The 24,330-nt window shown below is 43.4% G+C and carries 19 protein-coding genes; 13 read left to right on the top strand and 6 right to left on the bottom strand.

Features of this window, described 5'->3' with window-relative positions; all coding sequences use genetic code 11:
* The first annotated feature begins 23 nt into the window (after window positions 1-23).
* From M1L62_RS12500 to hemC, 5 genes are all read left to right on the top strand, one after another.
* Window positions 24-1,223, top strand: a complete 1,200-nt coding sequence (locus tag M1L62_RS12500) for a putative sugar nucleotidyl transferase (protein ID WP_254413374.1) — start codon at window positions 24-26, stop codon at window positions 1,221-1,223.
* A gap of 29 nt (window positions 1,224-1,252) precedes the next feature.
* Window positions 1,253-2,371 (top strand): DNA polymerase III subunit, encoded by a 1,119-nt coding sequence (locus M1L62_RS12495; RefSeq protein WP_254413373.1) that lies wholly within the window; start codon window positions 1,253-1,255, stop codon window positions 2,369-2,371.
* The gene (locus M1L62_RS12490) at window positions 2,368-2,859 is read left to right on the top strand and encodes an ATP-dependent zinc protease family protein (protein ID WP_254413372.1); all 492 of its coding nucleotides are present in this window, start codon (window positions 2,368-2,370) and stop codon (window positions 2,857-2,859) included. The genes M1L62_RS12495 and M1L62_RS12490 overlap by 4 nt, the downstream gene beginning before the upstream one ends.
* Window positions 2,860-2,865: 6 nt before the next feature.
* Window positions 2,866-3,768 carry a 30S ribosomal protein S6--L-glutamate ligase gene (rimK, locus tag M1L62_RS12485; protein ID WP_254413371.1) on the top strand — a complete coding sequence of 301 codons (903 nt, stop codon included), beginning with the start codon at window positions 2,866-2,868 and terminating at the stop codon, window positions 3,766-3,768.
* 101 nt (window positions 3,769-3,869) lie between these two features.
* Window positions 3,870-4,802: a hydroxymethylbilane synthase gene (gene hemC, locus M1L62_RS12480; protein ID WP_254413370.1), complete on the top strand. Its 933-nt coding sequence runs from the start codon at window positions 3,870-3,872 to the stop codon at window positions 4,800-4,802.
* A 92-nt stretch (window positions 4,803-4,894) separates the two neighbouring features.
* Here the strand turns inward: hemC and M1L62_RS12475 are convergent, their stop codons facing one another.
* Window positions 4,895-7,771: a TonB-dependent receptor gene (locus tag M1L62_RS12475; RefSeq protein ID WP_254413369.1), complete on the bottom strand. Its 2,877-nt coding sequence runs from the start codon at window positions 7,769-7,771 to the stop codon at window positions 4,895-4,897.
* A gap of 363 nt (window positions 7,772-8,134) precedes the next feature.
* Between M1L62_RS12475 and M1L62_RS12470 the strand changes: the two genes are divergently transcribed.
* Both M1L62_RS12470 and M1L62_RS12465 read left to right on the top strand, forming a co-directional pair.
* Window positions 8,135-9,205, top strand: a complete 1,071-nt coding sequence (locus M1L62_RS12470; RefSeq protein ID WP_254413368.1) for a sensor histidine kinase — start codon at window positions 8,135-8,137, stop codon at window positions 9,203-9,205.
* Complete coding sequence (locus M1L62_RS12465; protein WP_254413367.1) at window positions 9,202-9,939, top strand: LytR/AlgR family response regulator transcription factor; 738 nt, start codon at window positions 9,202-9,204, stop codon at window positions 9,937-9,939. Before M1L62_RS12470 ends, M1L62_RS12465 begins: the two co-directional genes overlap by 4 nt.
* 31 nt (window positions 9,940-9,970) lie before the next feature.
* Here the strand turns inward: M1L62_RS12465 and M1L62_RS12460 are convergent, their stop codons facing one another.
* From M1L62_RS12460 to uvrA, 3 genes are all read right to left on the bottom strand, one after another.
* Window positions 9,971-10,390, bottom strand: coding sequence for a type II toxin-antitoxin system VapC family toxin (locus tag M1L62_RS12460; RefSeq protein ID WP_310589970.1), 420 nt, complete (start codon window positions 10,388-10,390; stop codon window positions 9,971-9,973).
* Window positions 10,387-10,644, bottom strand: a complete 258-nt coding sequence (locus tag M1L62_RS12455; RefSeq protein WP_254413366.1) for a DUF6364 family protein — start codon at window positions 10,642-10,644, stop codon at window positions 10,387-10,389. Before M1L62_RS12455 ends, M1L62_RS12460 begins: the two co-directional genes overlap by 4 nt.
* 141 nt (window positions 10,645-10,785) lie before the next feature.
* Complete coding sequence (uvrA, locus tag M1L62_RS12450; protein WP_254413365.1) at window positions 10,786-13,641, bottom strand: excinuclease ABC subunit UvrA; 2,856 nt, start codon at window positions 13,639-13,641, stop codon at window positions 10,786-10,788.
* Between the two features lie 320 nt (window positions 13,642-13,961).
* On the opposite strand from uvrA, the gene M1L62_RS12445 reads away from it, so the two are divergent.
* The 3 genes from M1L62_RS12445 to M1L62_RS12435 all read left to right on the top strand — a co-directional run bounded on the left by M1L62_RS12445 (window position 13,962) and on the right by M1L62_RS12435 (window position 19,292).
* Window positions 13,962-17,222: a SusC/RagA family TonB-linked outer membrane protein gene (locus M1L62_RS12445; protein WP_254413364.1), complete on the top strand. Its 3,261-nt coding sequence runs from the start codon at window positions 13,962-13,964 to the stop codon at window positions 17,220-17,222.
* Between the two features lie 34 nt (window positions 17,223-17,256).
* Window positions 17,257-19,020, top strand: coding sequence for a RagB/SusD family nutrient uptake outer membrane protein (locus M1L62_RS12440; RefSeq protein WP_254413363.1), 1,764 nt, complete (start codon window positions 17,257-17,259; stop codon window positions 19,018-19,020).
* 107 nt (window positions 19,021-19,127) lie between these two features.
* Window positions 19,128-19,292 (top strand): hypothetical protein, encoded by a 165-nt coding sequence (locus tag M1L62_RS12435; RefSeq protein ID WP_254413362.1) that lies wholly within the window; start codon window positions 19,128-19,130, stop codon window positions 19,290-19,292.
* On the opposite strand, the gene M1L62_RS12430 is transcribed toward M1L62_RS12435, so the two are convergent.
* Together M1L62_RS12430 and M1L62_RS12425 are read right to left on the bottom strand one after the other, a co-directional pair.
* Complete coding sequence (locus M1L62_RS12430) at window positions 19,289-19,894, bottom strand: IMPACT family protein (protein WP_254413361.1); 606 nt, start codon at window positions 19,892-19,894, stop codon at window positions 19,289-19,291. The two genes, M1L62_RS12435 and M1L62_RS12430, sit on opposite strands and share 4 nt — an antisense overlap.
* Window positions 19,884-21,017: an MFS transporter gene (locus M1L62_RS12425; protein ID WP_254413360.1), complete on the bottom strand. Its 1,134-nt coding sequence runs from the start codon at window positions 21,015-21,017 to the stop codon at window positions 19,884-19,886. The genes M1L62_RS12430 and M1L62_RS12425 overlap by 11 nt, the downstream gene beginning before the upstream one ends.
* A gap of 189 nt (window positions 21,018-21,206) precedes the next feature.
* Between M1L62_RS12425 and corA the strand changes: the two genes are divergently transcribed.
* The 3 genes from corA (at window position 21,207) to M1L62_RS12410 (ending at window position 24,315) form a co-directional block, all read left to right on the top strand.
* Complete coding sequence (gene corA / locus M1L62_RS12420; RefSeq protein ID WP_254413359.1) at window positions 21,207-22,151, top strand: magnesium/cobalt transporter CorA; 945 nt, start codon at window positions 21,207-21,209, stop codon at window positions 22,149-22,151.
* Window positions 22,152-22,190: 39 nt separating this feature from the next.
* A complete protein-coding gene (locus tag M1L62_RS12415) occupies window positions 22,191-22,766 on the top strand; it encodes a GNAT family N-acetyltransferase (RefSeq protein ID WP_254413358.1) in 576 nt (191 codons plus the stop codon).
* Between the two features lie 565 nt (window positions 22,767-23,331).
* Window positions 23,332-24,315 (top strand): glycosyltransferase family 2 protein, encoded by a 984-nt coding sequence (locus M1L62_RS12410; protein WP_254413357.1) that lies wholly within the window; start codon window positions 23,332-23,334, stop codon window positions 24,313-24,315.
* The last annotated feature ends 15 nt before the right edge of the window (window positions 24,316-24,330 follow it).

Below are 24,330 nucleotides of genomic sequence, written 5' to 3'. Positions count from 1 at the left end.
GACGATACATACTTAAACACGATATGCGTAGTATCATCCTATTCGACGATCAAGAACTTCGATTACAATTATTACCTTTTACATACACACGTCCCATTGCCGGAATCCGCTGCGGAATCCGGACCATCGCTGAGAAATGGAATGATTGGCTGGCATCTCCGGTTTCTTATCAAACGGAGGCATATCTGAGCCCGCGATTTCCTTCGATACATTCAGAAGATCAGATTTATATCAACGGCGCAGTTTGCCCTGATGTTTTGCTGGTGAAGGCTATCGAAAACCTGGCCACTGAATCAGTTCTTATTTCAACTGGAAACGAAATACTGGCTGTCAGGACTTCCACTCACGACTGGACACCTGCACAGGCTTCCACCCATTACAAAAACATAATCCATGCCGAACCAGTTGTTGTGATCCGGAACATCTGGGATATTTTCACCAACAACGGCGCGCAGATCAAACTGGATTTTGAGAGAATCAAAGGCTCACGGCGATCCCAAAAACTCACAGATCCGCTTACACACTGTTATAACCCTGAAAATATTTTTATTGAAGAAGGTGCAGTCATCAAAGCATCGGTTTTAAATGCTGAGAACGGCCCAATTTATATCGGCCGTAATGCTTTGATACAGGAAGGCTCCATGGTTCAGGGACCGTTTGCGATTGGCGACAATTCTGTTTTGGCGCAGGGCACAAAAATCCGCCCCAATACCACGGTTGGGCCTTTTTGCAAATTAGGCGGAGAAGTAAGCAACAGTATCTTGTTCGGATATAGTAATAAGGGACACGATGGTTATCTGGGCAATTCCGTGTTGGGTGAATGGTGTAACCTTGGCGCTAATACCAACAACTCAAATCTTAAAAATGACCATACGCCGGTGAAACTGCACAGTTATGTGACAGAGCAGCTGGAAAGTACGGGTTTACTTTTCTGCGGATTGTTTATGGGCGATTATTCCAAAGCAGGAATTTCCACCATGTTCAATACCGGGACGGTAGTCGGTGTTAATGTCAATGTTTTTGGCGCGGGTTTTCAATCCAAACATATCCCCTCCTACTCATGGGGCGGCAATGCCGAAGGATTTACAGAGTACCGGTTTGAAAAAGCCATGGCAGTAGCACAGGATACGGTAAGCCGCCGTGGTGTGACCTTTGATGAAACCGACAAAAAAATACTTCGCGAGGTATTTGAACAAACTCAAGACCAGCGGAAATTATCATAAATTAAGAATTCAGATTAACCCAAACCACCGTGCTTTTCAGAGATATTCCGGGACTGGAACATATAAAATCAACACTGAGACGATCCGTGCAAACGAGCCATCTGGCGCATGCACTGCTTTTCGACGGTGCCAGCGGAGGCGGAGGTCTGGCTTTGGCGCTGGCATTTTCCACCTATATCAACTGTGAAAACCGAAGCGAAGAAGATGCCTGTGGTGTGTGCGCCTCCTGCGCGAAAATGAATAAATTAATCCACCCGGATTTTCATTCGATTTTTCCTATCGCGACTTCCAAAAAGATAAGCGGCAATACCAGCGAAGCTTTTTTGCCACTTTGGCGTACCTTTTTACTGGACACGCCCTACCGGGTTCTCCCCGAATGGCTGGACTTTATTAACGCAGAAAACAAGCAAGGGAACATATCCGTGGAGGAAGCTCGGGGTATCCTAAGAAAACTTTCTGTTAAATCTTATGAGGGTGAATATAAAATTCTGTTAATATGGAAACCCGAAATCATGAATGCCTCTTCCGCCAATGCGCTGTTAAAAATACTGGAAGAGCCGCCTTATAAAACACTTTTTTTACTGGTAAGCGATCAATCCGACCGCCTGCTGACTACCATCATTTCCCGCACACAACGCGTGGCCGTACCTGCTTTTTCTGACGAAGACGTGCGTGCATTTTTAAAACAACAATCTGTAAGCGAGAGCATTGCGAATCAGGTTGCCTATCTTTGTGACGGAAACCTGTCAGAAGCACTCAGGCTGGTGCATGAAACGTCGGATGACCGCTCCGCCTGGTTTGCCGAGTGGATGCGGTATTGTTACAAATACGATGTGGCTAGTCTGGTTAAACTGGCGGACGCGTTTGATGGGATGAACAAGGAAAAACAAAAAGGTCTTTTTGAATATGCGCTGAGACTTTTCCGCGATATGCTGGTTTGGAGTCAGGGCGCGGCGGAGCTGTTGCGGGTTCCGCAGGAAGAACTTACATTCGTACAAAATTTTTCCAAAGCAGTTAATTTCGACGCTTTGGAAAATATGGTTCAGGAAGTAAACGTTGCTTATTACCATATCGAAAGAAACGTAAGAGCAAAAATGGTGTTTCTTGACCTTTCCTTAACTATTGCACCATTTTTTCAACGTAGATGAAAAAAAAGATTGAGCTCATCGGGGCGACCGACATCGTGGATTTACCGGAACTTGCCTGGTACAACGTCCCTGTGCGTGTCGACTCGGGTGCTACCACATCTTCCATACATTGCGCACGTGTCCGGCTCATTAAAGATGGCGATGAAACCAGGTTATGTTTTTATCTGGATGCTAAAAAAGGGGCGCCGCAGCAATCATTTTCCGTCAGTGAATTCAAGGAAACCGTTGTCAGGAATTCTTCCGGTAAAGAAGAAAAAAGATACGTTATAAAAACACAGATTATCATTTTCGGCAGAAAGATACGTACCGAGTTTTCGCTGGCTAACCGTAAAAAAATGAGTTACCCGATTCTCCTGGGACGTAAGTTATTAAAAGGCCGTTTCCTGATCGATGTGTCACAAAAAGACCTTTCCGCCAAGCATAATGCTGAAAAAGCCAGACATAAGAGCCATGATCCGGAGGCCAGCCCTACTCTTTTAATCCACTAGATTTATATGAAAATCGCCATATTATCCACCAATCCTGACCTTTACTCAACGAGGCGTCTGGTGGAGGCAATCAAACAGAAAGGTCACCAGGCTGTGGTTATTGACCACGTCAAGTGCTTTGTCATGATTGAAGGAGGAAAACCAACTGTCATTTATAAAGGGAAGCCTATAAAGGGTATTGATGCCGTGATCCCGAGAATCGGTACGTCCGTCAACGCTTTCGGCTGTGCGGTAGTAAGGCAGTTCGAACTAATGAAAATTTTCACGACTGTGAAGTCGCAGGCCATATTACGTTCACGGGACAAACTGCGCAGCATGCAGGTTCTGGCGAAGTCCGGCGTGGATATCCCTAAAACTGTTTTTGCAAAAAATCCTGCGCAGGTTAATGAGCTTATCCATATGGTTGGCGGTCCGCCGGTGATCATCAAATTGCTGGAAGGCACACAGGGGGTTGGCGTTGTTTTGGCTGAAACAACAAAAGCCGCGAAATCCACGATTGAAGCATTTTACGGCTTGCGAGCCAATTTCCTTATTCAGGAATTCATTGCCGAATCCAAAGGAGCTGATATCCGCGCATTTGTTATCGGCAACAAAGTAGTGGCCGCTATGAAGCGCCAGGGGCATGAAGGAGACTTCCGTTCCAACCTGCATCGCGGCGGCGAGGGATCTCTGGTTGAACTGACTCCGGAAGAAGAACATACGGCCATTGCTGCGGCGAAAGCACTGGGTGTGAGAATTGCCGGCGTTGATCTCTTACAATCCGAAAGAGGCCCTTTGGTTATGGAAGTGAATTCTTCCCCAGGCTTAAAAGGAATAGAAGAAATCAGCGGGATCGATATTGCTTCTTTGATTGTTGCTTATATTGAGGAGAAAATCGTTACGGATGAAGGGGATACGGTTGGGGTTTAAGCTTAGAAACAAATTCTTAAATTTGTACTCCACATACCTCAAAGCAAAGAATTAAGTAATAAGTGCTAATGGCCTTTAACCATTAGCTGAAAGATAAAAACATGCATATTAAAATAGGAACACGCGGTAGTAAACTTGCTTTATGGCAGGCATATTATGTTGAAGAACTTCTTAAAAAAGGAGGCGTTACCACAGAAATCGTTATCATAGAAACCAAGGGGGATAAAATCCTGGACCGGTCGTTATCCAAAATCGGCAGTAAAGGTGTATTTACCCAGGAATTGGAGGATCAGCTGAGAAGCGGCGATATCGATATCGCGGTACACAGCGCCAAAGACCTGCAATCACATCTGGACGATGATTTTGAAATCATCGCTTTTACCGAACGTGAGCATGCAAACGACGTACTGGTTAGCCACAACACTAATCTCTCGTTAAACAGCGGGGAAGTGTTCGTGGTGGGCACCTCATCAACGCGCCGGATCGCCGTGCTGAAACATTATTATCCCCATATCAAAACGGTGGATATGCGTGGTAATTTGCAAACCCGTTTGCGCAAACTGGAAGAAGGCCAGTGTGACGCGTTGCTTCTGGCTTATGCAGGCGTGCACCGTATGGAATATGACGACAAAATCGCCGAACACTTATTGCTGGACGAATTTACACCGGCAGTCGGTCAGGGCAGTGTTGCGATTGAAAATGTAGTTTCACTTTCGGATGAAAAGAAAGCGATCCTTAAAAAATTGCTTAACCACGAGCCAACGGAAACTTGTCTGCGTGCAGAACGCGCTTTCCTGAAACGTCTTCAGGGCGGATGCAGCATTCCGGTATTTGCACTGGCCATATTAAACCACGACGAAATAAATATCTCAGGCGGTATCATCAGTCTGGATGGGAAAGAAATCATCCGCCATTCGGAAAGTGGTTCCATAGCATTCCCTGACGAACTTGGTACTTCTCTGGCCAATGAACTGTTATCAGCCGGAGCTGACAGAATTCTCAAAGATATTCGCGCTCAGAACGCAGCGGTATAAGTTTTACCTGATAAAAGAAAATCCCCACATGCCAGGCATATGGGGATTTTTTCATAAATAACCGATTCTGATTTTTAATCGGAGGAATAGTATCAGGGTTTCTTTGAAGTACTATCGGCAGGAGTTTGAGGGATAACTGCCGGTATTTTTTTAGTGCTGTCCGGAAGAACAGCAGGCACAGCCGTTTCCGGCTTTCTTCCCGTGCTGTCCGCAGGCACTCTTTGTGTGCTATCAGGTCTCTGCGGCATATTCATGCCAGGCTGTCTGCGGGAAGTACTGTCGGTTGCGCTTTTCTGAGGAGGCGTAAATCCACCTTCTCCCTGTGGCCTGTTACCTGCGCCAGCCGGACGGCCAGTGCCCGCTCCGCCTTGCGGTGTCACGGTTGGTGTAACGGCCGGAGCCGCCTGCTGCATTTGTCCGCCGCCATCATTTCCGCCTCCATCACTTTTCTGATCATCGTTACTTACTGATTTTCTTCTGCGGGTTTTCTGTTCAACAAAGGTCATTTTACCAAGACGGTACGAGAAGTTGATACGGAAACCACGGTTGTAACGATAGGTTGTACTTACCTGATCAAACGTTGATGAAGAAAGGTTGGTTTTCATTTTAAGCGCATCGGTGAAGAAGTTCTCCATCGCCAGACCTATGCTTCCTCTCTTATTCTTGAAATCTTTTTTAACACCAAGGTCATACATTCTGAATCCGCCTTGTGAACCTTGCAGCTGAATTTCTTTACCACGTGCAAATCCACCACCCTGGATTCCCCAGCCACCTTTCAGCGTAAGACCAGTACGGAAACGACCGCTGATTACAACACCATCATTGTGGGATTGAAGTGCCAGTACAGGGCTATTGTTTTTCAGATTTACATAATAGGCATCAATACCTCCGCCAACAGACCAGATTTTGAACAAAGTAAGGTTTCCAAAAATGTTGGCACCATAATTCTGTTTTGCTCCGATGTTACCGTAAGTCGTCGTGATTACGCCTTCCGCACTTGTTGTACGAATACTTTCGATCGAATTGTTTGTAAAACGAGCGAACGTAGCCACGTTGATGTATAAACTATTCTTGAAGAAACTTGTTCCCAATTCAACCTGGTCTGTAAGTTCAGGATCCAGATTAGGATTTCCTTTCGTAATATTCTGAGGGTTTGATGTATTCACGTTCGGATTCAGGAACTGGATACCCGGGCGTTGCAGACGACGGTTATAACCCAGCTTGATCGTTTGACCTTTGCCAAAAGTTTTAGACAGGTTCAAACTTGGAACCAGATTACCATAGGCAGGCAGATTAAGCTCAACCTCACCCTGTTTTGCATTGATACCCGTATATTCATAACGCGCACCCGCCTTCAAAGTGAATTTATTTTTTGTAGTAACGGTGTAAGAAAGATATCCCGCTGCAACATTCTGATCATAGTCAAGACTGCTTGATGGATCCGGCGTGCTGACCGTGTTGTAATAGTCATAACGGCTAAGCACCTGGCGGAATATCCCCTTACCCCCCATTTCCAGTAACTGATTATTTTTAATCGGGGTCTGGTAGTCAATCTGTAATGTAGTTTCCTGATTGGAGCTCTTATTGTTATTACCCGATTGACCGAGCAACTCCGAGACGCCGCTTTTGTAATTGTACAAGTCAGCGTCAAAATCGTTGGTACGGTTATTCCGGCTGTATTGACCAAGAATACTTAACTCCTGCTGTGGTTTGTTTAATGTTTTGATATAATCCACGTTAACATCCCAGGTTCCGGATAAGTCCTTCACATCCACATCACGGTACGAAGTTGTCGTTACGCCGGCTTTTGTATTTTCTGTTAAAATAGACTGAGGTGTTTTTTGGTTTCTCAACCCATAACGGATACCCGCAGAAATTGACGTGTTCTTATCAATTTCATAATCCGTACCAAAGTTATACGATCCGAAGGCACCTTTATTTTTTGAAGTCGTTGTTTGTTTTACAGAGAAATCCTCCACCTTACCCGTTTGCAGGTTATCCGTGCGACCCGGCTGGTGATAGTTGAATCTTCCAAAACCACCCAGACTAAACCCAAGTTTACCCGTACGGTAGTTTCCTCTCAGACCCAGGTTTGATCCTCTGTTTCCTACACCCGTATCGAGGTTTAAAGTTCCACCCTGAATGGTACTCTTTTTAGTAATAATATTGATGATACCGCCAGAACCTTCCGCATCATATTTGGCAGAAGGCGAAGTGATCACCTCAACCGACTTGATCATATCGGCCGGGATTTGCTTCAACGCATCCGCAACGCTGGTTGCCACCATCGTCGACGGTTTGTTATTGATCAAAACCCGTACATTGGAGTTTCCTCTTAAGGACACGTTTCCATCAAGGTCAACCGAAAGCATTGGCACTTTCCGCATCACATCACTGGCGTCACCACCTTTACTGGTGATATCTTTTTCAGCGTTAAAAACCAGACGGTCAACTTTTTCTTCAATCAGCTGTGCCATCCCCACCACCTGAACTTCATTCAACTGAACTACATCAGGAGACAAAACGACAGAACCCAGATCTAGCTCGGTTTTCTTATCAATTTTAATACCTTTTAACGTTTTCGTTTTATATCCGATAAAAGAGATCAAAATCTTGAAATTTCCCGAAGCCACCTTGGTCATATTAAAAGCACCTTTTTCATCCGTGGTTGTTCCATCCACCGGCGTATTTGTTTTATCGTCAACCAAAGCCAGGGCAGCAAACTCCACAGGTTTGTTAGAAACTGAATCAACCAGAATACCTTTTATTCTTCCGTTACCTTTTGGTGCATCATCCACAGTTCCCGGAATGACAGCCTGTCTTTGTCTGTCTCCTCCGCGCTGAAAATCTCCACCTCCGCCACCCATGCGGCCACCGCCTCCTCCGCCACCGCCGCCAAACTGTGCGAACGCCGTGGTTGTCAATCCAAGGATAAGTCCTAATAATGTAAATCGTTTTATCATGTTCATGGTGAATCGGGCAATAATTATGTATAAATCAAGTTCAAAATAAGTATCAATTCTACGGTTAAAAAAAGGCAATAGATGGAAAGGTAGGTTCTACCGATCAATGGGCATTTCTGAACGATGAGAAGGCAAAAAGAATTGATGAAATCAGCGGGCTAAAATTTGGCAAATGCCTGCTTTTCAATATGAATACAAGAATTGTTCCTGCAAAATATTTCCTATTTTCGCCGAATACGCTCATAGAGCCTCAACGCCGATCTGTCGATTATTAGCTTACTTTGATCGAATCGGCTAGGCTGTTAAGATTTTTCCCTGTATGATTGTATTGTGATTAAAAGGTTTAATGGCATTGAAATAAAATTTTTCATGAACAACCAGACAGTTCGAAAGTATCCTCCCTTTTTCCTGCATCTTTTAGGCTGGAGCTTTCTGGCATTATTTCTGATGTGGCAGCCTCTGAGCTGGCAAATCCAGTTTCCGATCACTTTCTGGATCAAGCAGGCCGTGTTGTTCTCGATGCTTATCACCGTTTTTTATCTCAATTTTTATTTCTGGTTCCCACGTTACCTGGCCAGGAACAAATACTGGCGTTTTATCATCTTCAATATTGTGTCGGTTGTGGCATTGGCCGTTCTGATGGAGCAGGTGAAAATTGCCATTAACCATGGTGAGCAGATGGACAAGGCCTTCAAAATGGCGCGGGAAGCCAATGGGGATAAAAAACATCAGGATCGTTTAGATTATTTCGCGTTACTTACTGCGCTTATTATTATTGGGATAAGCACCAGCGTCGCAGCCGTTCAAAACGCCCAGCGCGACAAACAATACCGGCAAAATCTTGAACAGGAAAAGATCAATTCGGAGCTCTCGTTTTTGAAAGCACAGATTAATCCACACTTCTTTTTCAATACGCTCAACAATATTTATGCATTAACCATCATCGATGTGGAAGCTGCGCGTGAAGCACTGCACAAGCTTTCCAGGATGATGCGTTATGTGTTGTATGAAACACAGCATGGCACCGTTTTACTGAGCCAGGAAATTGCCTTTGCGCAGGATTACATTCAACTGATGCAACTCCGGTTAACAGATAAAGTAACCGTCAATCTGCAACCTCCTTTGCCATTACATGATGTTTCCATTGCCCCGATGCTGTTTTTACCTTTTATCGAAAATGCGTTCAAACATGGTGTAAGTGCGGTACAACCAAGCCATATCGACATCAGAATCTGGCAGAAAGGTCCGAAAGTTTATATTGAGGTAAAAAATACGCTGTTCACTGAAAAAAGGACAGTGCTCGACGAAAGCAATGGTATTGGGCTGACCAATACCCAAAGGAGACTGGATTTGCTGTATCCGGGAAAATATCAGCTGGATGTCAGCGAAAATACGGACGAAAAAGAATTTGAAGTACACCTGGAATTGCAACTCGCATGAATGTATTACAATGCATAGCCGTAGACGACGAGCCTCTGGCACTCGGGCTTGTTTGTGCTTTTATTGATAAAACGCCTTTTTTAAATCTGGCTGGACGTTATTCCAGCGCCGTTGAAGCTTTGGAAGGGATTCATCAGCAATCAGTCGATTTGATCTTTCTGGATATTCAAATGCCTGATCTGACCGGGATTGAGCTTGCCAGGATTATTGAAAAATCGGGCAATCAAGGTCCGAGAATTATTTTCACAACGGCTTTTAACCAGTTTGCTCTCGACGGGTTTCGTGTTGACGCGCTGGATTATTTACTGAAACCGTTCAATTATGAAGAGTTCCTGAGAGCGGCGTCCAAGGGAAAAGCATATGTGGAACTTGTGCAACGGGCTGCAAGTGGCCCCGCCGCTCCGGAACAAAAGGAAGATTACTTATTCCTGAAAGTAGAATATCAGCTTGTTCGTATCGCATACGACGATATTCTTTATGTGGAGGGGCTGAAAGATTATGTAAAGGTTATTTTAAAATCGGATACCAAACCCGTTCTTTCACTGACCAGCCTGAAAGCTTTGGAAGAGAAACTGCCTTCCGCCAAGTTCATGCGTGTGCACCGTTCTTTTATTGTTAATCTGGATAAGATTGGCGCAGTGACCAGAAATACGATTCAAATTGGCGCGGTAACCATTCCGGTGAGTGACCAGTATAAGGAGAATTTTAGTCAGTTTTTGAGTAAATGGATGTGAAGAAATTATCTTTTGCCGAAATTTAAAGCATTCACTTCGTCCTCATTATCAAAAATTCTTCCGCTGTCATTATTGGCAAGCTTGATTCTTTAAAGTCTTTGGCGTTTCTTGTTATAATAATTTTGCAGTTTGATTTTAACGCGCTAAAATATTGCACCGCGTCTTCAAAATCGGAGAAATTCGAATTGAGTGCCTTCTCAATTATTTCCTCGTCAAGACTGGCCACTTCTGAAATAATCCGAAACTTTCTAAGTTTATCTTTAATTGTTTCCGGCGGATCTATTTTTGTCAATAAGTAATTGACCGTAGTATATGATAGTGCTGAAACGATCAATTCAAGTTTTCCCTTATCCGCCAGGGAGGCGATTTTTGCTATGAAATTATAAAAAGGCGGTCTTTCGGATAGCAAATCCATCATAGCATTTGTATCAAGAAATATTCTGGTTCTCACCTATATTTTTCTTCTAAATGATCACGATATTCTTTTTTATAATCGAAACCATCCGGAAGTTTCGATCCTGAAGATATACTTTTTATAAATGGCGTTATCTCAATATCGTCCATATCCTTAGATTCATCAAGACCGGTGAGAGATTGCAAATAAGACTCTATAATACCTGACAAACTTCGTTTATGAGCAGAAGCATATTCTTTTGCTCGTTCAATAATATCTTTATCGAGTTTTAATGTAAGTTTCGTATCCATGTCAGCCGAATTAAGTACGTGCAAATATATAAAATAGGTACGTAAAAAAAAGAAGAGTCAAGTAATGAAACTTGACTCTAAGTGAATAATTTAAAGAAGTCAAGTTTTGAAAACTTGACTTCTTTAACACGCCAAGACTCCCTACCCCTTCAACTCCTCTTTCAGGAAAAATCCGGTATAACTGCCTTTTACTTTCGAAACTTTTTCAGGCGTTCCTTCCGCGATAATCTTTCCACCCAGTGCGCCGCCTTCCGGCCCAAGATCAATTACATGGTCTGACACTTTCACCACATCCAGGTTGTGCTCAATGATCAGGACGGTGTTACCTTTTTCAACCAGCTTGTCCAACACGACCAGCAGGTGTTTTATATCCTGAAAATGCAATCCGGTTGTCGGCTCATCCAGAATATACAAGGTTTTACCCGTATCACGTTTTGACAATTCTTCCGATAATTTCACCCGCTGTGCCTCTCCACCCGAAAGTGTCGTCGCATGCTGTCCAAGGGTAATATAACCCAGACCTACATCAAAAAGCGTTTGCACCTTTCTCAAAATACGGGGCTGGTTTTCAAAAAATTCCAGTGCCGTTTCAACCGTCATATCCAGAATATCCGCCACGGATTTGCCTTTGAAGCGTACTTCCAGCGTCTCGCGGTTAAACCTTTTTCCTTTGCAGGTTTCACAGTTCACGTGTACGTCTGGCAGGAAATCCATTTCAATTCTTTTCATCCCCGCTCCCTCACAATCCTCGCATCTTCCACCTTTTACATTAAACGAAAAACGCCCCGGCTTGTATCCACGAATTTTCGCCTCTGGCAATTCAGCAAAAAGTGTGCGGATATCGGTAAAGAGATTCGTATAAGTTGCCGGATTTGAACGTGGTGTACGTCCGATCGGTGATTGATCCACCTCGATCACCTTATCAATATGTTCTAAACCCTCAATGGATTTATAAGCAAGCGGCTCTCTTCTGGATTTATAAAAATGATGGTTTAACAACGGGAAAAGCGTTTCGTGAATCAACGACGATTTTCCGCTGCCACTCACCCCCGTAACCGAGATCATCGTCCCCAAAGGAAATGCCATTGTAACGTTTTTAAGGTTATGACCGGTACATCCTTTCAGCGAAAGATAGTTGCCGTTTCCTTTTCTCCGCACCTTTGGAATTTCTATTTTCTGACGCCCGCTGAGGAAATCCGCTGTGGAAGAACCATTGGCCAGAAACTGTTCCGGCGTTCCTGCCCCAACAACATGTCCGCCATGGCGACCAGCACCCGGGCCGATATCTACGATATAATCCGAAGCAAGCATCATATCCTTGTCATGCTCAACTACCAGAACTGTATTACCAAGGTCACGCAGGCTTTTCAGAGAATTGATCAGTCTGACGTTATCCCGCTGATGAAGCCCGATACTTGGCTCATCCATAATATACAATACGCCGGTAAGCTGTGTTCCTATTTGGGTAGCAAGCCTGATACGCTGGGCCTCTCCGCCCGAGAGTGTCCGCAACGAACGGTTCAGCGTCAGATAGTCCAGCCCGACATCCAGCAAAAAGCCAACCCTTTTACGGATTTCCTTTAACACCTCATGCCCGATAACGCGCTGTCTCTCTTCCAGGCGATCTTCCAGATCAACCAGCCAGTTGGCAAGTTCCCGAACATCGCGGTTGGAAAGGTCTGCAATATCTTTTCCGTCGACTTTAAAATGCAGCGATTCTTTCCTCAAACGCTTGCCGTTACATTCCGGGCAAACGTTGGTGGTCATGAAATCTTTCAGCCAATCCTGAATTTTATCATTCCCTGATTCCTGCTGACGTTTTAAGAAATTGATAATCCCGTCGAATTTCGTATCCCATTCCGTTCCCGGATATTTTTTCGAAGGCACCGCCACCGGTTCTTCGCTTCCAAACAAAACAATTTTAATGGCCTCTTCCGGAAATTTGTCCAGCGGGGTATTAAGATTAACCTTGAAAGGTTTTAACAAAACCTCCATTTGTTTGAAAATCCACGAGTCGCGGTATTCGCCCATGGGCGCAATTCCGCCCTTACTAACCGACAAAGAACGATCCGGCATGATTGAATCCTCCGTGATCTCATCGATCATACCCAATCCCTGGCAAGTAGGACACCAGCCGTAGGGTGAGTTAAACGAAAAGTTGTTTGGGGAAGGATCGTCATAACTGATCCCCGATTCCGGGTCCATCAGGTTTTGTGAAAAATAGTAGGTCTCCCCTTTTTCATCCAAAACCATCAGCGCACCTTTCCCCTGTTTGATGGCCGTCGCAACGGATTGGCTCAAACGGTAACGTGACTGCGGATCGTCGGATTCTTTTTTAGGGACCACCCGGTCAATCACAATTTCAATATCGTGTACCTTATAGCGGTCCAGCTGCATTTTAGGAACGATGTCCTGAACCTCTCCATCCACACGCACTTTGGTATAACCCAAACGGGCAATCTGTACGAAAAGCTCACGGTAATGCCCCTTTCTGCCTTTTACAGCAGGTGCAAGCAGAATCGTTTTCTGCCCTAGAAACTGGGTCATCAACTGGTTTACAATCTGGTCCTGCGACTGTTTCACCATTCTTCTGCCCGTCACATAGGAATATGCCTCCCCCGCTCTTGCGTATAACAACCTCAGAAAGTCATAAATCTCGGTGACCGTACCAACGGTTGACCGCGGATTACGGGAAGTCGTTTTCTGTTCAATGCTGATCACGGGCGATAACCCGCTGATCTTATCCACATCGGGCCTTTCCATTTCACCGATAAAACCACGCGCATAAGCAGAAAAACTCTCCATATAACGTCGTTGTCCCTCTGCATAAATTGTATCAAAAGCCAGAGAAGATTTTCCACTGCCGCTTATACCCGTTACCACCACCAGCTTGTTGCGGGGGATACTCACATCAATATTTTTCAGATTATGCTCACGGGCTCCCTGCACTTCGATCAGGTCCTGCTCAGCAACTTCAATTCCATTCAAATGTTCCAAAATGATCCTATTGATTTATAACCGTGTAAGGCACTATTTAGAATAACCACAAAAGTACGTGTTGAGTTGCAAATTTTTTCTGTGATTTTCCTTCAAATGGCGTATTCAGTGTCTGCTGATCCAGGCAAATTCCTCCTACCAGATACAAACATATCCAAATCAATATAGCACCCGCTCATTCACTTTTGCAACCATTAGTATATTTATATTTTTTCTTATTAAAAGAATGAAATATTAAAATAAATCCAGACTAATGTTTAGCTTTGATACTAAATTGACATTAAGTAATATTTTTTTAACATCTCATCCCTTTCATATCTATGAAGCAAAATTTACGATTCGTAATGTTTGCTGCTGCGCTATTGCTTACAGCAATATTTTGTGGCACAGCAAAAGCCCAAGACAAAACGATTACAGGAGGTGTAACTTCCTCGGCGGATGGTAACGCAATTCCCGGTGTCAGCGTGACCTTAAAAGGATCTACAACCGGGACCGTCACAGACAGTGACGGCAAGTATTCCATCAATGTAAAAGCAGAAAGTGTCACCCTGGTATTTTCTTCAATTGGATTTATCAAGCAGGAAATAGTCGTTCCTGGCGCCCAGTCAGTAGTTAATCTTGTTCTTGTTGATGATGTTAAAGCATTGACTGAGGTCGTTGTTACCGGTTACGCCTCTCAGCGCAAACAGGACATTACCGGTGCGGTCACTGTGATAAGCCCAAAAGAACTTACTGCACTGCCAGCGGCCAGCGTGACACAGATGCTTCAGGGTCGCGCCGCAGGTGTTACTGTTGGAAATGATAATTCTCCGGGCGGTGGAACCATGGTACGTATAAGGGGGTTCGGATCAATCAATAACAATAGTCCTTTGTATGTCATTGACGGAGTTCCGACTCAGGGGACCCTCAACCAGCTCAATCCGAATGATATTGAATCCATGCAGGTACTTAAAGATGCGTCTGCTGCATCCATTTACGGCGCCCGTGCTGCCAATGGTGTGGTGATCATTACCACCAAGAAAGGTAAACCCGGAGCTCCAAGCATCACATTTGACTTTTATACCGGAACACAGCGCCCTGGTAAAATGCTGGATTTGCTGAACACCAGAGAGCTGGGAGAATATCTGTATCAATCCGATCTTGGTGCAGGTAAAAATCCTTCTGTTACTTCTCCTTCGGTTCAATACAAGTTTGATGAAAACGGTAACCAGACCGTCGCAGACTACATTTACCCAAATGTATTTGGAGCGCTTCCGGCTAACTACACCTATACCAACGACATTGCAGATCCGAACCTGGGAAAAACAGCTTTTAATATTACCAAAGCCAACAAGGAAGGTACCGACTGGCAGGATGCTATTTTTGATCCGGCTCCCATTTCAAATTATCAACTCGGAGCAAGCGGAGGTTCAAATACCGCGAAATATGCTATTTCTGCAAATTATTTTAAACAGAATGGTATTTTGAAGTATACGAATTACAAAAGATATTCCATCAGGGCCAATACGGAATTCAAAAAAGGAAAGGTAACTGTGGGAGAAAACCTTACTTTTTCTTACGATGAACGCCAGGGTATCACGAATAATGATGAGAGTAACCCGATCATGTTCGCCATCCGTGTTCATCCTATTATTCCGGTCTTTGATATTACAAATGGCCCCCAGGCACTGGGAGGAACTAACACATCCCCATACAACGGTTTCGCCGGCAGTCGGGGAAGTAACCTTGGAAATGCGCCTAATCCATTAGCGCGCTTGTACCGTGAAAAAGATAACATCACAAAAGGAACCCACGTATTTGGAAACGCTTATGCACAGATTGATATCTTACCCGGGTTAACCGGCCGCAGCAGCTTTGGTCTGGAATATAATCAGTCGAACCGTTCTGAGTATTTTCACAGAGATATCGAGGCGGCCGAAGCAAGAAATGCGAACAGTTTGAATGTTATCAATAACCTCGATCGCTCATTTACCTGGTTTAACACATTGAATTATGCCAAAATATTTGGGTCGCATAATGTGAATGTGCTGATAGGAACAGAAGCAGTTAAAACGTACGCAGCAGGTTTTCAGGCTAGTAGAAGTGGATTTGCGTTTGATGATGTAGACTACCGTTATCTGGATGCAGGTGCAGCAGCCGGATTAGCCAACGCAGGTGCCGGCGCAACAAGAAGTGCACTCTTCTCTCAGTTCGGTAAAATTAACTATGGCTATAAAGATCTCTTTCTGGCAGATTTCACACTGCGCCGTGATGGGTCTTCACGCTTCTCTGAAGCATATCGTTATGGTATTTTTCCTGCATTTTCAGTTGGAATGCGTATGACAGAGCTGAATTTCATGAAACCAACACGAAAAGTACTGGACGATTTGAAACTACGTTTTGGATGGGGAAAAACGGGCAACCAGCTGATACCCAACGTTTACAATGCCTATACACTCTATGCCGCTGATCCTCAGAACAATGGTTATGACATCAATGGTACAGGCTCGTCCATTGTTGGAGGATTTGACCTTGTACAATTCGGTAATGCCAATGGTAAATGGGAAACAAATACTTCTACAAACATAGGTATAGATGCCGTTTTGTTTAACAGTAAGCTTGAAGTTGTGGTGGATTTATACAGCCGTAAAACAACAGATATGTTGACTCAGATCGCTATTCCTCGTACTGCCGGTACAGGAACGATCCCTTATACAAATATTGGAGAGGTCACAAACAAAGGTTTCGACATTGGTCTTAATTTCAGGGATAGAAAGAATGACTTCTATTATGCCTTAGGGGTTAATTTCGGACATTATAAAAACAATGTTGTTAAGTTGAACAATGATCCCAATTCAACAATTTTTGGATTTGCAACCCGTCTTCCTGCGATGTCAGCTACAAGGGCTGGCTATCCAATTGCCAGCTATTATGGCTATTTTGTTGATGGCGTTATTAAAGACCAGACCGAAGCGGATGCTGCTCCGAAATTTGGTTCGTATACACGTGAAGGCGTTTTCAAATTCAGGGATGTAAATGGCGATGGTATCATTACTGCTGCTGATCGAACGATCATAGGCAGTCCACACCCGGATTTCAACTACGGTGTTAACCTGAATGTTGGATATAAAGCATTTGACCTTACCGTATTTGGGCAAGGAGTATATGGTAACGAAATCTTTAACTATACAAGATACTGGACTGATTTCAACGTTTTCCAAGGGAACAGATCAAAAGACATGCTCTATAATTCCTGGAAAAAATCAGGCGATGATGCAAAATTACCGAGGTTAAATTCAGGAGATGCCACAAGCCAGCAAGTCTCTTCATACTTTTTGGAAGACGGATCTTATTTCCGCATCAAAAATGTACAGTTGACTTATACACTTCCTTCTGCACTGCTGAAAAAGATAAAGATCGCATCTGCACAGGTTTATCTGCAAGGACAAAATTTATTCACGTTTACCAAGTACACCGGACTTGATCCTGATATTAACCTCAGAAGATCGGGTAATGATAATGAGGATAAGCATTTAGGTGTGGACGAAGGCGCCTATCCTGTGGCTAAATCATATCTCGTAGGTGTGCGCTTCGGTTTCTAATATTCTGGTATTAACAAAAATTTCATATACTAAAATGAAAAAAATAGCTTTAATAATTTTCATGACCGCGATCAGCTTCGCTTGTTCAGACAGCTTTTTTGATCTAAAACCGCAAGGCCGCGCTTCGGTTGAACAGTTGAGTAATAAAAATGGTGTCAATGCATTGTTAATCGGAGCCTACTCGCTTGTGGATGGTGTCGGATCAGGCAATACGGGCCGCCAGTCGACTGTTTCAAATTATGTTTTTGGTGGAATTGCCAGCGATGATGCCGTAAAAGGTACCGACGCAGGCGACCAGCCTGAACAGTCGTTTATCGAGCAATACAACTGGCTATCTGACAACACGTATTTTTTAGGAAAATGGTGGCATCAATATGATGGTGTTGCCCGGTGTAATGAAGTCATCCAGGTCGTGAACGGAGAATTGGTTAAGGACATGACTGATGCTGAAAAATTACAGGTAATTGCCGAAGCACGTTTTCTAAGAGGATTCTTTCATTTTGAAGCGAAGAAAATGTGGAACAAAATCCCTTACATTGATGATAAAGTCTATGTTTCGTCAGATGCAAATTCGACTAAAATACCTAATACACAGGACATTTGGTCTAAAATTGAAGAAGACTTCGATTTTGCAGCTAAAAATTTGCCTGCGACGCAGTCTCAAAAAGGAAGAGCTACACAATGGGCTGCAAAATCTTTCCTTGCGAAAACATACTTGTTTCAGAAAAAATGGGCACCTGCAAAGGCATTACTTGATGATGTATTAACTAATTCAGGAAAGAAACTTGTGGCTAACTATCATGACAATTACCGAACTACCGGAAATAATAATAGTGAATCTATTTTTGAAGTGCAGTTTTCGGTAAATGACGGAACGAATGGTAACAATGGTAATGCGGGAGATAACCTAAACTGGCCCTATTCAGCAGGTGCCCCCGGACGTGGCTGCTGCGGGTTTTACCAGGCATCACATAACCTTGTGAACGCATTCAAGACGGAAAGTGGATTGCCCTTAATTGGCGATGCAGCCGATGGTACACTTGATACATATAATAAAGTAGATCTACCGAACGATCAGGGAATAGCGGCATCTGCACCATTTACACTGGACAAAACAATTCCTGTCGATCCTCGTCTTGACTGGACAGTAGGCCGTCGTGGTGTAAATTTCCTGGATTGGGGACCTATGCCAGGCTCTTCCTGGATTCGCGATCAAACTTATGCAGGACCATTCACCGGCAAAAAGTGGATGTACTACCTTGGTGAAGAAAACAGTACAACGCATTCGACCAGCAAACGGAACGTTAACAACAATTTCAGGATGATCAAACTTTCTCACGTATTGTTATGGTTGGCAGAATGTGAAATTGAGCTTGGAAATCTGGCTGTTGCAGAAGGTTATGTAAACCAGATCCGTAATCGGGCAAAAACAGGATCTGTGCAAGATGCATCCATTACCTACAAGGTGGAACCTTATCCGGCAGGAACCTTTGCAAGTAAAGGTGCAGACTTTGCCCGAAACGCAACACGTATGGAACAGCGCCTTGAGTTTGCGATGGAAGGTCACCGTTTCTTTGACCTGGTACGCTGGGGAATTGCAGTAAAAGTGTTAAACAAATATGCAGCGGAAGAGGCAGTAGCTGGTAAAGAGCCATCAGGACGGACATTTAGCAAAAGAGGATATATGGCAGGAAAAACATTTACTGACAAAAATCTTTACTTTCCGTTACCTCAGGATGAAATCCTGAACAGCCAGTTGGATGGAAAGCCAACATTAACACAGAATCCAGGATACTAATTGAAGATTTATTACCTAAACTGAATCCAAGAGCCGGCCTTCGGGCCGGCTTTTTGTCTTTGTTACCAATAAAATTATATTTGTAAAATATTAGAAAAGAATCAGACATGGTATTAAAAAACGAAAGTGACTACGAAAAAGCTTCTGAAAGAATTGATGAAATTTATGGAGCAAAAGCAGGCACTCCCGAGAAGAAAGAACTGGATGAATTATTGAAAGCGGTAAAAGATTATGAGGATGATTTCATCAAATTCCTGAAAGATAACGGTTAAACCAGTTCAACTTTCAGTTCCTCCACTTTTTCAACGCGTGTCATAAATCGTTCGAGTAAGGTGGTCCTTACTTCCACAATCAGAGAGCACTCCATTTCGAAAAGCTGTTCACTGACCGGCAACTCCAATTCTTTCACGATCCGCATGACATCGTTCATTTGAACATAAGAAAAGCTGAGCTTATACAAGCTGAAAAGGTGTTTCACAACAATCTCGGCATTTTCCAGCGCATCTTCGGTTGCAGATCTGTACGCGTTAATCAAGCCGGGAATTCCCAACAATGTTCCTCCAAAATAACGTACAACGATAACCAGCACATTGGTGATCTCTTTGGAATAAAGTGTGTTGAGAATCGGCCGGCCGGAAGAACCTGATGGTTCGCCATCATCACTTAACCGATATTGCATCCGATCCATACCCAGCCGGTACGCATATACATGATGATTGGCTCTGGGATGTATTTCCCGCAATTCCAGCAAGTGTGCCTTAGCCTCATTTTCTGACGAGACGGGAAAGACGAAAGAAATAAATTTACTCCCTTTATCTTTAAAAAACCCCTCAACGGGTTCTGCAACGGTACGGTAAGTATCCTCAAATAACACGGCTGGCTCTTTTTTTATGTCTGTATAAAAGAATCGAATAAATTAAAGCGCCAGCGGCAAACGCGGCCATATATAAAAACACGACGGGAAGGTTTTCTCTTTTATTGGCAAAAAGTGCAGCAGAAAGAAATGCCCCCAACCCTATTCCCGCTTCCAGAGAAATATACATGGTTGCAATGGCTCTTCCACGATTATGATCACTGCTTAAATCCACAGTCCATGCGGAAAGCACTGGCGATAATATTCCCATCGAAACCCCGAAAAAGGCCGCGCCGGTAAGGAAAGAGGTAACGGAATCGGCATAACCGGTGATGAACATCGAAAGAATTAGAATGCTGCAACCCGCTATCGTAACCGGGATCCTCCCCTTTCTGTCCGAGATTTTCCCTGCTACAAAACGGATCAGTATGGAGAACAAAGTGAACACCATAAAATACATCCCTCTGTTTGAGATACCAAGATAACCGCTGAAATCGGGAGTCAGGGTCGCGATCGCACCAAAACTAAAATAAGCCAGAAATGTAACAAAAGCCGGACTGAAAACATCAGGCTCGAAAATATCCCGCCACGTAATTTTGAACGCATTAGCTGAAAGCCTCTCTTTTTCCACGAGCGTTTCCTTCATATTGAAAAGGATGACAATTGACAGCAACGCAAAAAATGACGAAGTATAAAACAACGCATTCATCGAAAATGCCTGGCTGATCATACTGCCAATAGCAGGCCCAAAGGCAGAACCAACACCCATGCACATACCATGAATCCCCAAAGCTTCGCCCCTGCGGTTGGCCGGAATAATGTCTGCGATATAGGCCGCTGTTCCCGTTGGTTTAAAGCCTGTTGAAAATCCATGGACCAATCTTAATAACAAAAACGGCATTACCGTTGTGAAGATCGGATAGAGAAATCCGCACAGAAAACATACCAAAGAGCCGAAAGCCATTACCGGGACACGCCCCACACGGTCTGTCAAACGCCCGCTGAAAGGCCTGGATATGCCTGCCGTTAAAGTGAAGAGTCCGATGATAAATCCTTTATATTCGGCACCACCCATTGCTGACAAATAACCGGGCAGCTCGGGGATAAGCATATTAAAACTGGAAGAGAATAAGAAGGAACTCATACCCAGCAACCAAAATTGCAGTGTAAATATTCCGGGAGAAGCCGTATTTTGCATCCCACAAAATTACAACTATCTTGGAGAAAAGTTGAAAGTGGAGAGTGGAAAGTTGAGAGTAGCCTGGCTTACTTATGATCACTTTCACCCGTGCGGCCACTCTCAACGCTCAACTTTCAATTTTGAACTAGACTAATGGTTAGAATATTTTATAAAGAAGGACGATCAATCAAGCGCGAGAATGATATCCGCGAGCTGGGCAAGGTGGAAAACCTGGTCTGGGTTGATCTGCAATCCCCTTCGGCAGAAGAAGAAGAATGGGTTGAAAATAAATGTGATATCAGTTTTCAGACGCCTCAGGAAATCGTAGAAATTGAAAGCAGTTCGCGTTTTTTCGAGCAGAATGAAACGATAAACGCCAACTCCAACTTTTTAAGTATTGACCGGGATGGTTATAAAACCTATCCTGTTTCATTTATTTTACACAAAAATATTCTTTTTACTTACCGTCGCGGCGACTCAAAAACTTTCGCCGACACGGTAAAGAAAATGAAGGTAAGTCCGGATACTTTTCAAACCGGGGTCGATTTTATGCTAATGCTTCTTGAAACAAGAATCGAGGCAGACGCTGACTCCCTGGAAGCTATTTCACGTGACATTTCGGTGATCAGTAAAGACCTGGCGCATGAGCAGAAAGCCCGGCAGGAAGTCTTGCTCCGGATCAGTGCCCTGCAGGAAACCACCATGATGCTTCGGGAAACCAGTATTGATAAGCAACGTGTACTTTCGGGTATTTTACGCAGCCAGTATTTCCCGGAAGATCGTAAAGAACATTTACGGATCATCTTAAAAGATATAAACTCACTGCTGGAATATACCACGTTCAACTTCGAGCGGCTGGAATATTTACAGAATACCTTTATGGGTTTGATCAACCTTGAACAAAGTCAGGTGATCAAGATATTCACGGTTGTAACCATCATCTTTATGCCTCCGACATTGATTGCAGGTATTTTCGGGATGAATTACAGCCACATTCCTTCGACGGAAGAGCCCTGGGGTTTCTGGGTATCACTGCTCCTGATGGTGTTATCTTCGCTTGTCGTTTTATGGTTTTTCAGAAGAAAGCGATGGATTTAGATCCGTCGGAATGAACAAATTGAAGTTAAAAAAGCAGGCATGAATAACAATAACACTTTTCAAATAGAATTTTCATATGCTAAAACTGATCGGGATATTGAACAGATTTTAGCTCTGCAACAACTTAACCTTAAGACCAATATTTCTCAGGACACCAAAGAGCAACAAGGTTTCCTGACCGTTTGTCACACAAAGGAGCAACTGGAATTGATGCGTGATACGACGCCACAGATCATTGCCACTGTGGACGGGAACGTTGTTGGTTTTGCCCTGGCCATGTTACCTGCCATGGGCGAGCTGATCCCGGATCTTCAACCCATGTTTGAGATCTGTGATAATATCCCGTGGAACGGCAAGCTGATCGGGCAATATAAATATTACGTGATGGGACAAATATGCGTTGGTGAACCTTTTCGCGGCCAGGGTGTGTTTGACAAACTATATCAGACACATAAAACCTTGTACAGTCCGCAATATGACCTTTGCGTTACAGAAATTTCAACCTCGAATAAAAGATCGCAGCGCGCACATGAACGTGTCGGATTTGAAACAATCCATGTTCACCTGGATCATGTCGACGAATGGAATGTGGTAGCCTGGAAATTACGGGATTAAATAAATATCTTTTCACACTATAAACTGACAAAATTTTGGAATCATTTAGTATAAAATATTACTTTCCGAACAATACGAAAAAATTTTATTACGTATAATGTATTATTTTTTAATATTGTGAAAATCAAGACTTTCTTTTAGCTTATTCTGTAAAATGTTCAATTCATATCTGGAATATCAATATGGTTTTACACTAAGTTAATTTTTAGAATTTTTCCCTCTTCCAACCCTTTTTAATAAACCAGTGTCTTAACATTATTGGCATAAAACTTGCAACAGATTCCTGTAAAATCTGGTATGGATTATTATGAGTTCGATAATTCTTAACAGATGGGGATCAAAGGTTTATGTGTAATGAACTGTGGCTGCATTCGATATGGCTCAAAGTAATTGATGAGCTTTATTAATTCAGATACAATGATTCTTGTAGAAAAGGCGTTTCAATCCCAGCGTGAGAATCATCTGCCATAGGCTGTTTTAGTAAAAAACCACAATGCGGAACGTCAATAACGGCAGTTCGTCCGCTTGGGTTATTAAAAATTAGTTTAACTAAATAACCGATTGAATGAAAAGCATCTCAGTAATCATTCCAAATTATAACGGAAAACATTTATTTGAAAAGTATTTCAAACATAATTTCCAGGTGCTTACCTCTATTAAAACAGAGGTGGAAATCATTGTTATTGACGATGCATCAACAGATGGTTCTGTGGAATATTTGGAACAACATTATGGGGATACCATCACACTTCTAAAAAAAGAAAGCAATTCGGGATTTTCCGAAACGTGTAACCTGGGTATTAAACAGGCAAATATGGATCTCATATTTTTGCTGAATACCGACGTAACACTGGAACCGGGATACCTTGAAAAGTTATATAAATTTTTTGAAAAGGAAGATACATTCGGCGTCATGGGTCGCATCATCGGGATGGATGACGACCTGATCAGGGAAGCCGCCAGAGAGCCGAAGATCATGGGGCGGAAGATAAAATCGTCCGATTTGTTCCATCTTCAAAACATGGACGCTTTTACACCAACATTTTATTTGTCAGGATGTAACGCACTGCTCGACACAAAAAAGCTGAAAACGATCAACGGTTTTAACGAAATGTTCAATCCGTACTACGGTGAGGATCAGGAGCTTTCGATACGTGCATGGAGAATGGGCTGGAAATGTTATTATGAACACAATGCCGTTTGCCGCCACGAAGTTATGGCCAGCACCAAAAACCATAATCACAAACGCGCCATCAAAAGAATCCATTTCCGTAACCGGTATTATGTACATTACCTGCATCTCCAGGGAGCAGATCTTGCCTTATGGCATTTACAGATCCTGCTTTGCGATGTGTTCGTAGGACTTTTCACCTGCCAGTTTTACAAAATCGAAGCTTACCGGGATTTTCTGAACAACCGGAAAGGGTTACGCATTAAAAAGAGTGCTTTCAACCGTCAGATGAAGAAAAACCATTCCAATATTGGTATTCTTGACGTGATCGAAAACATTAAAATGATGATCAAGTATCAGCACGTGATTAAGCTTTAAACACCAATCTGTTTT

This window comes from Dyadobacter diqingensis, assembly GCF_024220585.1.
Taxonomy (GTDB): Bacteria; Bacteroidota; Bacteroidia; order Cytophagales; family Spirosomataceae; genus Dyadobacter; species Dyadobacter diqingensis.
This window is presented reverse-complemented; position numbering and strand designations above follow the sequence as displayed.